The sequence below is a fragment of the Microbulbifer maximicatervae (SeqCode) genome, from assembly GCF_052468295.1.
Genome location: NZ_CP174340.1, coordinates 989,920 through 1,006,695, shown reverse-complemented (window position 1 = coordinate 1,006,695; position 16,776 = coordinate 989,920). Strand labels below are relative to the sequence as shown.

General features: G+C 46.8%; 10 protein-coding genes. 6 read left to right on the top strand and 4 right to left on the bottom strand.

All coding sequences use genetic code 11. The features are described from left to right. The first annotated feature begins 9 nt into the window (after positions 1-9). Positions 10-2,625, top strand: coding sequence for a bifunctional aconitate hydratase 2/2-methylisocitrate dehydratase (gene acnB, locus ACJJIQ_RS04760; protein WP_445363860.1), 2,616 nt, complete (start codon positions 10-12; stop codon positions 2,623-2,625). Between the two features lie 610 nt (positions 2,626-3,235). After that, positions 3,236-5,035 carry an alginate lyase family protein gene (locus ACJJIQ_RS04755; RefSeq protein ID WP_445363859.1) on the top strand — a complete coding sequence of 600 codons (1,800 nt, stop codon included), beginning with the start codon at positions 3,236-3,238 and terminating at the stop codon, positions 5,033-5,035. Positions 5,036-5,056: 21 nt separating this feature from the next. Here ACJJIQ_RS04755 and ACJJIQ_RS04750 read toward each other — a convergent pair whose 3' ends face one another. Next, positions 5,057-6,436, bottom strand: coding sequence for an MFS transporter (locus ACJJIQ_RS04750; RefSeq protein ID WP_445363858.1), 1,380 nt, complete (start codon positions 6,434-6,436; stop codon positions 5,057-5,059). Positions 6,437-6,476: 40 nt separating this feature from the next. Beyond that, positions 6,477-7,865, bottom strand: coding sequence for an MFS transporter (locus ACJJIQ_RS04745; RefSeq protein ID WP_445363857.1), 1,389 nt, complete (start codon positions 7,863-7,865; stop codon positions 6,477-6,479). 201 nt (positions 7,866-8,066) lie between these two features. On the opposite strand from ACJJIQ_RS04745, the gene ACJJIQ_RS04740 reads away from it, so the two are divergent. From ACJJIQ_RS04740 to ACJJIQ_RS04725, 4 genes are all read left to right on the top strand, one after another. Continuing rightward, positions 8,067-8,537 (top strand): hypothetical protein, encoded by a 471-nt coding sequence (locus tag ACJJIQ_RS04740; protein ID WP_445363856.1) that lies wholly within the window; start codon positions 8,067-8,069, stop codon positions 8,535-8,537. Positions 8,538-8,738: 201 nt separating this feature from the next. Beyond that, complete coding sequence (locus ACJJIQ_RS04735; protein WP_445363855.1) at positions 8,739-9,962, top strand: hypothetical protein; 1,224 nt, start codon at positions 8,739-8,741, stop codon at positions 9,960-9,962. A gap of 352 nt (positions 9,963-10,314) precedes the next feature. After that, positions 10,315-11,538 carry a hypothetical protein gene (locus ACJJIQ_RS04730; protein WP_445363854.1) on the top strand — a complete coding sequence of 408 codons (1,224 nt, stop codon included), beginning with the start codon at positions 10,315-10,317 and terminating at the stop codon, positions 11,536-11,538. A 350-nt stretch (positions 11,539-11,888) separates the two neighbouring features. Further along, entirely contained in the window at positions 11,889-13,115 is a 1,227-nt protein-coding gene (locus tag ACJJIQ_RS04725) for a hypothetical protein (protein WP_445363853.1), read from the top strand. 180 nt (positions 13,116-13,295) lie between these two features. Here ACJJIQ_RS04725 and ACJJIQ_RS04720 read toward each other — a convergent pair whose 3' ends face one another. Next, positions 13,296-15,074, bottom strand: a complete 1,779-nt coding sequence (locus ACJJIQ_RS04720; protein WP_445363852.1) for a sulfatase-like hydrolase/transferase — start codon at positions 15,072-15,074, stop codon at positions 13,296-13,298. A gap of 252 nt (positions 15,075-15,326) precedes the next feature. Beyond that, complete coding sequence (locus ACJJIQ_RS04715) at positions 15,327-16,700, bottom strand: MFS transporter (protein WP_445363851.1); 1,374 nt, start codon at positions 16,698-16,700, stop codon at positions 15,327-15,329. Between the last annotated feature and the right edge of the window lie 76 nt (positions 16,701-16,776).

Sequence of the window (16,776 nt, the reverse complement as noted above, 5' to 3'; positions counted from 1 at the left end):
GACTTATCAGTGCTTGAAGCCTATCGCAAACACGTCGCCGAGCGCGCCGAACAAGGCATTCCGCCAAAGCCATTGGACGCCGAGCAAGTCGCCGGCCTGGTTGAATTGCTGAAAAATCCGCCAAAAGGCGAAGAACAGGAACTGGTTGACCTGCTCACCCAACGCGTTCCGCCGGGCGTTGACGAAGCCGCTTATGTTAAAGCAGGTTTCCTGTCCGCCATTATCAAAGGTGAAGCAGAATCCCCGCTGATCGATCGCAAACACGCTGTAGAACTGCTGGGCCAAATGCTGGGCGGTTACAACATCTCCACCCTGGTCGAGCTGCTGGACGACAAAGATCTGGCCGAACTGGCTGCCGAGCAGCTGAAAGGCACTCTGCTGATGTTTGACGCCTTCCACGATGTGGAAGAGAAAGCCAAAGCCGGCAACGAATTCGCCAAAGCGGTAATGCAATCCTGGGCAGACGCCGAGTGGTTCACCAAGCGCAACAAAGTATCCGAGAGCATCAAAGTTGCCGTATTCAAGGTAACTGGCGAAACCAACACTGACGACCTGTCTCCGGCACCGGATGCCTGGTCCCGTCCGGACATTCCCCTGCACGCGTTGGCCATGTACAAAATGAAGCGCGACGGCCTGGAGCCAGAAGAAGCAGGCGTTACCGGTCCGCTGAAGCAGATCGAAGAAGTTAAAGCCAAAGGCCTGCCCGTTGCTTTCGTTGGCGACGTAGTAGGTACCGGTTCTTCCCGTAAGTCCGCCACCAACTCCGTGCTGTGGTACTTCGGTGAAGAAATGCCTGGCGTACCCAACAAGAAAGGTGGCGGTATTTGTATCGGCGGTAAAGTTGCCCCGATCTTCTACAACACCATGGAAGATGCCGGCGCACTGGTATTCGAAGCCCCCGTTGACGAACTGGGCATGGGCGACGTTATCGAGATCCGCCCTTACGACGGCAAGATCCTGGCCGAAGACGGCAAAGTCCTGTCTGAATTCCAACTGAAGTCCGACGTACTGCTGGACGAAGTTCAGGCTGGCGGTCGTATCAACCTGATCATCGGTCGCGGCCTGACCGGCAAAGCCCGTGAAGCCCTGGGCCTGGCGCCTTCCGAGCTGTTCCGCAAGCCTGAGCAACCTGCCGACACCGGCAAAGGTTACACTCTGGCGCAGAAGATGGTTGGTAAAGCTTGTGGCGTTGAAGGTATCCGTCCGGGCACCTACTGCGAGCCGAAAATGACCACTGTGGGCTCCCAGGACACCACTGGCCCCATGACCCGCGACGAACTGAAAGACCTGGCCTGCCTCGGCTTCTCCGCCGACCTGGTAATGCAGTCTTTCTGTCACACTGCGGCCTACCCCAAGCCCGTTGATATCAGCACCCAGCACACCCTGCCGGACTTCATCATGAACCGTGGCGGTGTTTCCCTGCGCCCGGCAGACGGCATCATCCACAGCTGGCTGAACCGCATGCTGCTGCCGGACACCGTAGGTACCGGTGGTGACTCCCACACCCGCTTCCCCATGGGTATCTCCTTCCCGGCAGGTTCTGGTCTGGTAGCTTTCGCCGCCGCTACCGGTGTTATGCCGCTGGATATGCCTGAGTCCGTACTGGTGCGCTTCAAGGGCAAAATGCAGCCCGGCATCACCCTGCGCGACCTGGTGCACTCCATTCCTCTCTACGCCATCAAGCAGGGCCTGCTGACCGTTGAGAAGAAAGGCAAGAAGAACATCTTCTCCGGCCGCATCCTCGAGATCGAAGGCCTGGAAGACCTGACTGTAGAGCAGGCATTCGAACTGTCCGACGCCTCCGCCGAGCGCTCCGCTGCTGGCTGTACCATCAAGCTGTCCGAAGACACCATTTCTGAGTACCTGCGCTCCAACGTAACCCTGTTGCGCTGGATGATCGCTGAAGGTTACGGCTCCAAGCGTACCCTGGAGCGCCGCGCGCGCGCCATGGAAGAGTGGCTGGCCAACCCGAAACTGATGGAAGCGGACGCCGACGCTGAGTACCTGGAAGTAATCGAGATCGACCTGGCCGAGATCAAAGAGCCGATCGTATGTGCTCCTAACGATCCGGACGACGCTCGCCTGCTGTCCGACGTTGCTGGCGACAAGGTAGACGAAGTGTTTATCGGCTCCTGTATGACCAACATCGGTCACTTCCGCGCTGCCGGTAAACTGCTGCAAGAACACAAAGGTGGCATCTCCACTCGCATGTGGATCTCCCCGCCCACCAAGATGGACGAGCACCAGTTGATGGAAGAGGGTTACTACAACATCTACGGCTCTGCCGGTGCCCGCACCGAGATGCCCGGATGTTCCCTGTGTATGGGTAACCAGGCACGTGTGGCGCCGAACGCCACCGTACTGTCCACCTCTACCCGTAACTTCCCCAACCGTCTGGGCGATGGTGCCAACGTGTACCTGACCTCTGCTGAGCTGGCTTCTGTAGGCGCCATTCTGGGCAAACTGCCGACTCCGGCTGAGTACCAGGAATACGCACAGAACCTGGACTCCATGTCCAGCGAGATCTACCGCTACCTGAACTTCGATCAGATTGAAGACTTCCAGAAGTCTGCCGAAGAAGGCAAGCGTATCGCCGCGACTGAGATCCAGGAAGTGAATGTCTAATTGACAACCTGATCCAAACGAAAAGCCCCGCTAACTAGCGGGGCTTTTTTTGCCTATAGGAAAGATCTCAGCTTGCCCTGCACAAAAAAATAACTTTTAAGCTGGCGCACTTTACGTCTACATGGCTCGACACCAAGCTCTAGAATCTAGCCGACTATAATTAACTCCGAATCACGAGAAAAAATTTGATTGCCGGCTTTCCGTCAGCAATCAATGAGCACTCACTAGATTTCTCTATATCTAACTATAAGAATACGCTTCCATGCCAACGCCCGTAAAACAGCTAGCCTCCGAACAGGAAACAACATCACTCCGTGAGCACACTTTTTGGCTAAGGTGGCGAGATCGCTGTATATTTTTTTCTCAAAAGCTAAAAAGAAAAACCCTAAAATATGCCAGGCGCCTAGCCAATATTATTATGCGAAGGTATCGCCACTTTCCCAATTTCCACTATCCGAGCAGTCGTTCCCCCTACCCCAAAACTACGCCAGTCAAATCTCATAAAGCCACAACGAATAGAACCCAGACCTTTATTCTCTACAGAGTCATCGGCAACGACTTAGCTCCCCGGCATAGTGTGGGACAGTCCCGCAAGAATCTCGAATTTATTTTGAAGCATGAGCCTGAACTTGACAACTGCGAAAAAGTATTTATCCTCAATCGAATAGTCGACCCTAATGAAGAAGCAGCCATCATTAAACTGCTCGACGACCATCAACAAACCTTCATCAGAATCCCCTTTAGTTGGGACGACTATCGAAAAATAGAGTGGAATATTCTCGATCACCCCATCAGCTATGCCCCCTATAAATTAAAAGGGCTACGATTACGCCAGGACTTAGCGGTTCAGGCAGAGCTGAGCCTTTACCGCTATAAAAACAATTATGTAATGAACAATAATGGGGCCAGAAATCTCGCCCTTCAGGACGGTAAATCAAAAGCCGACTGGATTTTACCTTGGGATGGCAATTGCTTTGTAACCCCAAAAGCCTGGCGAGCAATAAAGCAACAGGTACTTCACAACAACGCTTACCCCTACCATGTTATTCCAATGACAAGACTGCTGGATAACCAATCCATTCTATGTGAGAACTTCAAACCAACTCCCACTGAAGAGCCACAAATAGTATTTCGATCTGATAGTACAGAGGTATTTGATAGCCGCTACTGCTATGGCAGGCGACCCAAGGTTGAACTTTTATGGCGGCTAGGCGTATCGGGAAAATGGGATGAGTGGGCGATTTTCCCATGGGATCTCCCCTGCCCGGATTACTCGGAAGCCGCAGGTCACTATACTCAAGGAGCCTGGGTAGCCAGACTATTTTCTGGAAAGCCGCACCTGGAGCGGACAGATCAGCAGTCCAGCCGGGATCGAGGCACAACTCGCTCTGAAGCTATCCTTGCCATGCTGGATCAACTCGATGATTCCAGCTTCTCCGCCGACACAAGTACCCCTGGCAGCAAGTTGACCACTGCAAACAGGTGCGACCTTTCCTATCTAATGCTATTAAGAGAGGCCACGCAAAGATCGGTAAAAGCAAAACAGAGGGCATGGCCCAGTTCGATTAACAGCCTGCTTCAGGATTTGACCATTGTCGCCCTTGCGCAATCCCGCTGCTCGAAGCCACAATTCATTCAATTTATCGACAATAGCCTCATCAAGCTATTCCCCGACAAAAATGAAACGAAATACAGTAAACAATTACAATCTGTAAATCCCAACCTACTGGCCCACACCCTTTCTACTTTAAGAGAACTTAAACAAGAACAGCAGATTCGCCTGATAGGAGTTGAGCGATTAGACTACCATCTGGAGCAATACCTTAGCTGGTTGATAGATAGTCATCGCGGGCAATCAATGCGTCCAAAACTTGGGCATCTTGGCACACAGTATGATTTACAAGTTGTAGCTTTAGCGCTATATCTCAATCAAATACAAACTGCCAGAAAAACTCTTAGGGACTCCCGCTTCCGAATATTAGAGCAGTTTGATCACTCAGATAACCAAGTATCGAAAACCAAGAGTAAAAATAGTGTTCATTATGAATGCCTCAATTTTCAATTATGGATTTATCTTGCCAGTCTCGCAGAAACAATTGATGAAAATCTCTGGAACTTCACAGCAAGAAATGGGGCTGGCATCCAGCAGGGAATAGATAATTTTACACAAGCATTCGAAAACAACAAGGGCGCCAAGTATTTCGATCGGCAGAGACTGATCCCAATAGCCTATGCCTACAGACAACATTATGGAGAGCTAAAAATAGAACTTAATGCCATACCAATCAGCCAATGCAAACCTGTTTTCCCAATCGAAACGGGAATTTCCCCATTTTGGAACCTCGGCAAAGAAGCACAAACTTTACCTTCAAAGGCTGCCGATCAATTAACAACTGAAGTGGAAAGATAGATAATGGATAGATTATCAAAGTCAAACTTCAGGCTTTTTATCCCCGACAAATAAAATGCAAATAATAAAAGCAAACAAGGCGAGATAGGCATTTACAGTAAATGCATATTCAATACCCGATGGCATATCAGTGGCCATCGCCACTATCGTAGTATTCAACCCTAATCCTACGGCACCACCCGCTATTTGAAACATAAAAATGATTGCACCCGCTAAACTTGCCCTACTGCTATCAACAACCGTTATAGCTACAGTTGTAATGGTGGAATTGAACAAACCAATACCAGCACCCAATATCACAAGCCCGGGAACTAAAGACATATATTGAGTATCTTTGTGGATATGAGATAGAAGATACATTCCCAGCGTCATCAATAAAGTAGCTGCCGATACTATCTTCTTTGCTCCAATCACATCATATAGTTTCCCTGCCAAAAAGCCGAAAACGCTAAAGGAGAGCATCATAGGGATCAGCCCCATCCCCGCCTTCATTGCTGAGGTGTCACGAACATTGGTTAGGAACTGTGGAATAAAAAACAGTCCAGCAAAGAAAAGCGCTGAAATCAATAACGTGGCAACAGAGGCGAAGACAAACCGTTTATTCCCAGCCACATCCGGTGGAATCAACGCCTGTGCCCCAACTCGTTTCTCAACGACACTAAACAAGCAAATAAGTAAGAAAAAGGCGGCGATAAGGCCGAGGACCAATGGGCTTTTGAAACCGACATCAACAACAAGATCGAACGCCAGTAACAAGGCAAATAGAGCCATCGACAGCGAAGCGATCCCGGCATAGTCAATACGCTCATCACAAGCTTCTGGAGAGTCATCAGGAATCACTCTCCAACAAACATATAAAGCAATTGCCGATACCGGCAGGTTAATAAAGAAAATCCATCTCCAACTGGCATAATCTGCCAGCGCGCCACCCAGTAGAGGACCGACCGAATTAGCGATACCGCAAACAGTGATCACCAATCCACCTGCTAACCCAGCTCGCCGTTCAGTCATCAGGCCATAAGTCATGCCGAGGATAGAGGGCCACATCATCGCTCCCCCAACCCCCATCAGCGCCCTGGATATCAACAACATTCCCATATCGACTGCAAGCCCACCTAAAAGCGAGAACGCCATAAATACCAGGGTTCCAATAAAGAACACCTTCCTCCTGCCATACATATCGGCAAGGCGACCACCAGAAATGATCAGTACCCCAAAAACCAGAGCATAACCATTAATGACCCACTGCGTCGTTGTAAGGTCTGAATGAAATTCATGCTCCATTACCGGCAGTGCTGGAGAGAATGCCGTAAAGTCATTGGCGACAAGAAAAATCGCCAGAGACAGCGCCAGCAGGCCTAGATAAAGGCCTTTATCAACCGCTGGTTTTTGACTATCCATGCCTGGATTCTCAAGTTATATCCTGAGGAAAGAATGGCTTTCACTGGCTACATCTTTCTTTTGAAAGTCCAGAAAAGAAAACCAAGGAAATCAGGAATCCAAGTAGTGCCAGATAAGCATCAACCACAAAGGCCCGCTCAATCCCAACAGAGATATTTGGAGCCATTGCCAGTAAAGTCGCATTAACCCCCAGCCCAAGTGCACCACCCACAAATTTAAACATATAGATAATCGACCCTGCCAAACTGGAGTCACTGGGCTCAACTACGCTAATTGCCGCGGTAACAATCGTAGGGCTATATATGCCAATACTGCTGCCTACTATCAAAAGCCCAGGAACGAAAAAAATATAAGATACTTGAGGCTTCATAGCCGACAGTAGAAATAGCCCTATACACATACCCAAAGCGCCAGAACAAATCAAAATCTTGGCGCCCAACCGCTCGTATAAAGTGCCAGAAATATAGGCGACAACACCAGAGCTGACCATTAATGGTAACAAAGCCAACCCAGCCCCAAAGGCAGAAAAGCCCTTCACCTTGATAAATAGCTGCGGGATATAAACCAGGGTTGCAAAGAATGCGATAGCGACAAAGAACATACTGAGTCCAGCGGCGATAAAACCTCTATTCTTTATCAACTCACCAGGAATTAGCGCGTTATTCGGATCAACAGTTTCAACAAGAGCAAAAACTATCATGAGAAATATGGACAGTACCAATAGGCCCCACACATAGAAGTGGGACAATCCATACTGAACCACCAGATCCATAGCAAGGAGGAAACTAAATAGAGACCCACAGAGGGTAATAACACCCCAATAATCAATTTTCTTAGTGCTTCTCTGCGTATTAGCTGGAGGATATTTTCTCCAGCACAGAAGAATAACCAGCAAAGCAATGGGAATATTGATAAATAATATCCAGCGCCAGCTGGCAAAATCAGCCAACAGACCACCAATCACTGGGCCACTGGCATTGGCCAACCCTGTTGTAGTGAGAATCAATCCTCCGGCCAGCCCAGCCTTATCCCTGGGCAAGAGGGAGAAGACCATACCCAGGATCGCAGCCCAGGCCAAGGCGCCTCCCAACCCCATCCCAGCACGGGCGAATAATAACGTCCCTATATTTCCCGCAAACCCACCAACAAGGGAAGATGCAGTAAAGATATAGATGCCGGTAATGAACATTCGCCGGCGACCATAGATATCAGCCATCCTGCCCGTAGACACAATCAAAACGCCATATACCAGGGTATAGGCATTAACGACCCAATGAATGGTGGTGATATCGACATTAAACGTCTTTTGAATCGCCGGGAGTGCCGGCGAAAATGCCGTATAATCATTGGCAAGAAGAAATGCCGCCAGTAGCAGGGCAAAAAGCCCCCAGTAGTGAGTGGGAGTTAAAGAGCTTTCATTGGATGCCATCGATTAAATCTACCGGTACTTTATATCCAGTATGGTGTATTTATTCCAACATCCACCCCAGCAAAAGCCTCAACTCACGATCAAAAATCTATATAATTCGAGCCACTATCGTATTTACATGACAACAGCTAATGATTACCATTAATTAAGCAACATTCCACTTGAAAAAAACAGATTTAAGCGAGTTTCATCAAGAAGTACATGCCTACAAATTATTACAAAGCGCCTAAGGCCAACCTGGAAAGTAAAACCACTCCTGCACCCAAAACTATATCCTTCCTTATTGCCCTTAAAGCTACTGCGCTAACCTGTGTCGTATTGCCAACTATTATTGCGGTTTTTTCCTTGCCAGGTGCTTCCGGAATTCAGATTCTTAGTGGCACAGTCCCCATGCTGACATTCTATCTGATGACTACCCTGATATCCTTAATCGCCACCCTAACCTACGGGAAGCTTGTAGAGTATTTCCTATTAAAGATGCAGAGATATAACCGAGTTTCTATGATGTTGGGTGGTGCTCTTCCAAGTATTCTCCTTTGCTGTGCTGGAGTTGCAACTGCAGAATCAGGTTTCTTTGCTTCTGCACTTGTTATCGCTTTATATTCAATTCCTATTGCATTTTTATGCCATTACTTTGTTAGAAAATCTGACGATGGCATAGAGAGCAACTAAAAAACTGCCACCTCACCCTCACTCAAGAAAGAAAGAAAGAAATAAAAGCCTACATTCGCGTTTGGGAATTTCTTCTCAGAATATTGATAGTTAATTCCCAGGGCAAACACCCTACCCATAATCAAAAATCGGAGGGTCATCCTATAACGTCATCCGATATCATTTTAACGATAGTGCTTTGGATGCCAGTGGTAACTTTGGGTGAAAATAATTCAAGTAATTACCCAGGGATTTGAGAGCCGTCTTTGCCTAACCAGCTATTCAGCAGAGTCCCAAATCGACAAACAGGCAGTAATCCGCTTGATAGAACTTAATATGTTGATTTGTAAGGAAATAGATATGAAAACCTACGCCTCCATTGCTGCGGCAGTCGCTATCGCCATCAGCGGGCATGCTGCCGCCAATACTACTATCATCAATCAAAATGGTGTTGGGAATACAGCCACATCCAATCAGAATGACGCCTCAACTTCTGGCAACTTTGCCATATTTACGCAAACTGGTGACAATAACGCCTCCACCACATCCCAGCTAGTCAACACTACGAACAGTGTGATAAACAGTACCCAAATTGGCGACAACAACACTGTTTCATCGATTGATCAAAGCGATGCTACCACGTCAGTAGTTACCGTAGTGCAAAATGGTCAATCCAATTTATTTAACGCACTTCAAAGTACTACCACCTCAAGCACCTCGACGACTACGCAAACTGGCACTTCCAACCAATATACAACGGTACAAACCAATTCATCCCTGGATACTACCGTAATCACCCAAAATGGTGATTCCAATAGCGGCTCTATTGTTCAATCATCCGGTTCGGGGAATGGACTTTTTGTCACCCAGTTTGGAACAACTAATGTTGTAGGCGGCTCTCAGTCAAGTGAAACTTCAAGTACTTCCACGACATTTCAGAATGGCACATCAAATTCAGCCTCCTTTGGCCAGGGACTCGGCACGGGGAATAACCAAACTACGACCCAGCTGGGAACGAGTAACACATCATTAGTGGTGCAGTTTACCTCAACCGGCGATACTGCCGAGTTATTACAAGATGGTGATTCAAACGATGCTGATATTTCCCAAGAATTTGGTACCGGTAATAATCTCTACGCCGAACAGCTGGGCACCACCAATACGGTTATGACTTATCAAACTGGTGCAAGTAATGATGGTGAAATTCTCCAGGATGGATTAAGTAACTCAGCAGATCTATCGCAGGATGGCGACTTTCTCGTAGCCTATATAGAACAAATCCAGACCTCGAATACTGCAACAATTACCCAAACATCAACCAACAATAATGCCAGTACTATGCAGATGGGTTTCGCCAACTCCCATGACACCACCCAGGCAACAAGTGGAAACTCAGCAACCGCTACTCAACTAGGGACCAGCAACACAGGTACCATCTTGCAGTAATTCATCGGCCGGCCCCAGTGAGTCTCAAACTGGAGCCGGCCATACCTGATGATATAGTGACATTTACTTTGCTATAGTAAATCTTTCGACAATTAAAGCCACCAAAGTTTTTACCCTCCCCTATTTTAAATGCATAAAATAAATGGCTAACGTCATTAGTCACTTCTTTTTTATGTAAGACAAGCAGCAATAAAGGCCAGCAACTATCTCTTTAGGGATTTCTTCTCAGTAGATTGATAGTTAATTCTCAATGAAAACATTGAACACCTGACCGAAAATCGTGGAGTCATCCTATTACGTCACCCACTATCAGTTTAACTGATAGAGGTTTGTGTGACAGCGGTAACTTTGGGTGAAAATAATTCAAGTAATTACCCAGGGATTTGAGAGCCGTCTTTGCCTAACCAGCCATTCAGCAGAGTCCCAAATCGACAAACAGGCAGTAATGCGCTTGATAGAACTTAATATGTTGATTTGTAAGGAAACAGATATGAAAACTTACGCCTCTATTGCTGCGGCAGTCGCTATCGCCATCAGCGGGCATGCTGTAGCCAATACCACCATTGTCAATCAAAATGGTATCGGGAATACTGCCACAGCTAACCAGGCTGACCCAACCACCTCCGGCAATTTTGCCATATTTACACAATCAGGTGACAACAACTCATCAACCACATCCCAGGTAGTCAATTCTACCAATAGCGTTATCAATAGCACCCAAATTGGCGACAACAACACTGTTTCATCGATTGATCAAAGCGATGCTACCACGTCAGTAATTACCGTATTGCAAAATGGTCAAACTAATTTATTTAATGCAATTCAAATGGGCACCACATCAAGCACCTCAACAACCACACAAAATGGTACATCTAATCAATATACAACGGTGCAAATTGATTCCAACCTGGATAATGTCGTCGTTACCCAGATAGGAGACTCCAATAACGGCTCAATGGTACAAGCCTTAACCTCCAACACATCTCAATTTATTACCCAGCTGGGAACCTCAAATACTACCGGAGGCACTCAATCAAGTGAGACATCTAGTGTCGTCACAGTATTTCAAGATGGTACAACGAATACTGCAAGCTTTGGGGCTGGAGGCGGTTTGGGAAATGATCAAAGCACCACTCAGCTTGGCCTTAGCAATACATCTCTCACAGTACAATTCACAACACTTAATAACACTTTGGATTTAGTGCAGGATGGCGATTCTAATGATGCTGATATAGATCAGGAGTTTGGCTCAGACACATCCATAGAAGTCACGCAACTCGGCACCACTAATATGGTGATGACATACCAAACTGGGTCAACTAATGAGGCAGAACTTGAACAAGATGGCCTCAGCAACACCGCAGACCTCTCTCAAGATGGAGACCTACTTGTAGCCTATATAGAACAAATCCAGACTTCGAATACTGCAACAATTACCCAAACATCAACCAACAATAATGCCAGTACTATGCAGATGGGTTTCGCCAACACCCATGACACCACCCAGGCAACAAGTGGAAACTCAGCAACTGCTACCCAGCTAGGTACCAGTAATACAGGTACCATCTTGCAGTAATTTATCGGCCGGCTCCTGTGAGACTCAAGCTGGAGCCGGCCATACCTGATGATATAGTGATATTTATTTTGCTATAGTAAATCTTTTAACAATTAAAGCCCCCAAGTTTTTACCCTCCCCTATTTTAAATGCACAAATGAAATGACTAACGTCATTAGTCACTTCTTTTTTATGCAAGACAAACTGCAATACAGGCCTGCAACTACCTCTTTAGGGATTTCTTCTCAGTAGATTGATAGTTAAATCCCAAGGAAAATACTGCTCACCTGACCGAAAATCGTTAGGTCATCCTACACCATCACCCAATATCATTTTAACGATAGTATCTTGGGTGTGAGCAGTAACTTTGGATGGGAACAATTCAAGTAATTACCCAGGGATTTGAGAGCCGTCTTTGCCTAACCAGATATTCCGCAGAGTCCCAAATCGACAAGCAGGCGGTAATCCGCTTGATAAAGATTAATATGTTGATTTGTAAGGAAGTAGATATGAAAACTTACACCTATATTGCTTCGGCACTTGCTTTAGCAATCAGCGCGCATGCTGTCGCCAATACCACGATTGTCAATCAAAATGGCACCGGGAATACAGCAACAGCCAACCAAGCAGACCCCACCACGTCGGGCAACTTCGCGATATTCACTCAAACCGGCGACAACAATTCATCAACCACATCACAGATAACCAACTCTACAAATAGTGTTATCAACAGTACCCAAATTGGCGACAACAATACCGTTTCGACGATTGAGCAAGATAATGCGACCACATCGACAATTACTGTACTGCAAAACGGTCAAACTAATTTATTCGATACCACTCAAACCAATACCACATCGGTAACTTCGACAACAACACAAATTGGCACTTCCAATCAATTCACCACAACACAAGCCAATTCCTCCCTGGATACTGCCGCTATTACCCAAAACGGTGATTCCAATATCGGCTCAATTATTCAAGCAAGCAGTTCAGGGAATGGGATTGTTGTTACCCAACTTGGAACATCCAATGAAGTCGACGGTACTCAGGCAAATGAATCCTCTAGCACGGCAACTGTATTTCAGGATGGGACATCAAATATAGCTACCTTTTTTCAGGTCGCCAACGGATCGGGGAATGCTCAGAGCACAATCCAGTTAGGGACGGGTAATACCTCACTCATAACACAATTTACATCTACCGGTGGTACTGCCGAGCTAATACAGGATGGCGATTCAAACGATGCTGATCTTGGACAGCAGGACGGCCTCGGTAATAACCTTTTTGCCGAACAACTGGGTACAACCAATATGGTTTTTGCCATTCAATTTGGTGACAGTAACGATGCTGAGATCGAACAGGATGGCTTAAGCAATTCCTCTACGCTATTCCAGCTTGGAGATTTACTGGTTGCCGATGTGGAACAGATTGGAGATTCCAATACGGTTACGATTAACCAATCAATGACGATGAATACCGCCAACATTATGCAAATGGGCACAACAAACACCCATGATACCACCCAGGCAACATCTGGCAACTCTGCAACCGCTACGCAAGTGGGAACCAGTAACACCGGCACAATCTTGCAGTAGTCCACAGGCCGGTCTCCAGAAACACGAGCGAGGCCGGCCATTTTGTTTGATCTATCGAGGCCTGTATCTCAAGAGAATGACTCCCGCCACCCTATTTAATAGCCGTCAAAATATTACATACTTATACGGCTCAAGCATAAATCCACTTATAGAGTTAAAGCTACATTTCAGGGATCAACTCTAAGGCCAGGGATACTTACCAGTACCCTCTTTCTCAAACTGCTCCAACTTCTCTTTCGCCTGAGGTAAGAGGTCATAGATTGGCGGATTGTTGGATATGAAACCGATCTTGAATTGTGGGGGGTATTTGATGAGTTCTTTCATGTAGTCCCCTGCTGTTGTCATCACCGGCACAAGCATTGGCAAATGACGCACACCGATACTGACATCTTCCTGAGGATTGGAATAAAGGTTAAATAATATTGCCCCGCCACTCTCAACAAAAATGGGACCACTGAACCCGCCCCAGTTTCCCCTCTGTACGACACCATTTTCGATTTCTGCCGTCCATACATATTTGAACTCATCAACACGCATGGCAGAAAAATACTGATTCATCGTATAGGGCCGACTACGGCGTGCAGACTGGCCATTATCCGCCAACAGCATTCCCGTTTGATCGATACCATCGATATATCGATCTTCATTAACAAAACTTGCCACCTCCCTACCGGGCTTGCCCGCTATTGAAATGGCTGTGTTAAAGAGATCAGCCAAATCAAACAACCCTTCAGTTCGGCGCGGCTTTATCATCCCCTTCCAATAGGCAAATGTCGGCACTCTTACTCCACCCTCCCAGCTCGTACCTTTACAACCCCGGAAAGGGGTTCGGCCATAAGGGGGAACCTCGCACTCGGGGCCATTATCCGAGGTGAAGAAAATCAGAGTGTTATCCAGCTGGTTTGTTTCCTGCAAAGCACTAAATAGCTGTGCAAGTACATAATCCATATGAACCATACAGTCGCTATATACTGTACGAGCCCTGGATTTTCCTGCCCACTTATCGGATGGGTAGTTGTCAAAGTGACAACCACGGGGAGCGTGATACAGGAAAAAGGGCCTTTCAGCGTCTTTCATCTGCCTAATGAAGTTTACGCTGTATTCCATCCATTGATCATCAAGCACTTTGATAGTGTCCAGGTCAATCAGATGGAGATCTTCACACCGCTCCGTGTCCTGCGGCGTGCAATGAACCTCACTATGACTAAATGGCTCCTTCTGCATCATGGCAAAGCGCTCTGGAGACAGCGCCACTTCTGGATTGAAATAAACGTCCCGCCATTCCGTATACATATCTGATACACCGAGAAACCCTCGGTAATCGTCATAACCAACATTCTGCGGTAGTGAGCCCTTATTCTCTCCCATATGCCATTTACCGACCCCCTGGGTCACGTAGCCTAACTTTTTGAGTACCGCCGGCATGGTTACTGCTCCGTCCAAGCCGCCAGCCTCACCGTACATTGGGGGGCGTAGGATTCCATGGTGTAGCGGATTTTGGCCGGTATGAATCGTAGCCCGTGTTGGTGAGCATGAAGGTGTTGAGTAGGCAGAGGTTAGAATAAGCCCCTCATTCGCCAATTTATCCATAGTGGGTGTGGCATTGCCGACAGCAATACCTCCACCATTAAAGCCAACATCCATCCAGCCTACATCATCAAGTAAGAAAATCAATATGTTAGGCTTTTTGCCAAACTTCTCCTCCAGAAGAGCCAGCTTCTGTCTAGCTTGCTTTTCCTCTTGCGGATGCTGAATTACCGGATACATGTTGTCAGCCAGCTTTACAGGCTTTAAATGGAGAAACTGATCCGGGTGACTGTATCCAGGTGCAGAGGTCGGTCCCGTGGTGCTTCCCCGCAGGTTTTCTGCCTGGACAGTAAAACTTGATATGACAAAGATTGAAGCAAAGTAAGCAATAGAGAGTTTTCTGCGAAAGAAACACAGCCAAGACAGCTTCATATCCGACATCCCGTTGACGTAAATATTGACTTGCGGCCGCTAAGAGCACAATGCCGTAGAAACCACCAAAGTTAAATTGCCAATAGCCTATACGAATAAAAATAGAGATAGCTTTCCCTAATGTTCATTTAAGGATAGCTCTGAGTGCTGACCATATACTTTACAAAAACATTTGAAAGATATAAGAAAACGAATACGCCTGTGAAAGACAATAAAAAGCTAGATTACCAGGAGTGAATAGATAACCCTTTATCACCTTCCCTTCTTCTCTTGGAAGAAGAGGAGTGAAATCAAGAAACCTATAAGAACAATAAACCCATCTACCAGTAGTGCTCGGTTTACACCGGTAGCAATATCCGGCGCTGATGCCAATATGGCTGAATTGATCCCCAAACCCACAGCGCCACCTAAAAAACGGAACATATAGACAACAGCGCCAGATAAACTGGATTTACTGGCCTCTACGGAAGTTATTGCGGCAGTCACAGCGGCAGGACTAAATATACCTAACCCAATTCCAATCAATAACATACCCGGTACAAAGACCAGATAGACGATATGATTACCGTGAACCGAGAGCATAAAAAGCCCCAGACTCATCGCCAGAGCACCTGAGCAGAGCAGCAGCTTTGGGCCAAGCCGTTCATGAATTGCTCCAGATACAAAGGCAAAAACGCCAGAAGAGACCATAGCTGGCAACAAAGCCAATCCGGCCTGAAATGCGGAATAATGATGCACGCTAATAAAAAGCAGAGGGATATAGACAAGGATTGCAAAGAACGCGATGGCGACAAAAAAGACACTAACTCCTGATACCATGAAAACGCGATTGCTAGCCAAAATCGCTGGAATCAGTGCATCATCTGCCATATGTGATTCAATTATGATAAAGCTAATCGCAGAGATAAGCGACACCACCAACAAGCAAACAATCAATATTCCAGAAGTGGTTTTTTCTGTCATAAAATCTAAGGCCAGCAAAAATAGGAATAATGACAGGGAGAGTGTCAACACACCTAGATAGTCAATTCTCTCCACTTTTTTTTCATATTTTTCTTTGGGGTACTTTAATCCATAAAAAGCAATTACCAAAATAGCAACGGGAATATTTACAAATAGAATCCAGCGCCAACTCAAAAAATCTGACAAGATCCCACCTATAACAGGGCCGCAAGCTGTAGCCACGCCTAGCGCAGCCAAAATAAATCCCCCGACAAATCCAGCACGATCTGATGGCAACATTGTGTAAGCCATCCCCAGCATTGCCGACCAGGCCAATGCACCTCCCAACCCCATCAATACCCTGGCGATTAACAGCACCCCTACCTCACTCGCAAACCCTCCCAATAGCGATGAGCAAGAAAATATACCAACACCAATTAAGAAAACAGTTTCACGCCCATAGATATCCGCCAAACGCCCACTGGTCACAATAATGACTCCATAGGCCAAGGCATAGGCATTCACTACCCAGTGCACAAATGAGATGCGGACAGAAAAGTCTTTGGCGATAGCGGGGAGAGCTGGTGAAAAGGCGGTGAAATCGCTGGCGATCAAAAATACTGATAAAAAGAGAACAAACAGTCCCCAGATTTGCCCCTCTGAGATACTCTTCATTTTTGTCATTTTTCGATACAAGCTCTCTAAGGCCCTACTTAGTGACACTCTAGTCCATGGGGTCAGAGGAAGAGTCTCATAGCTT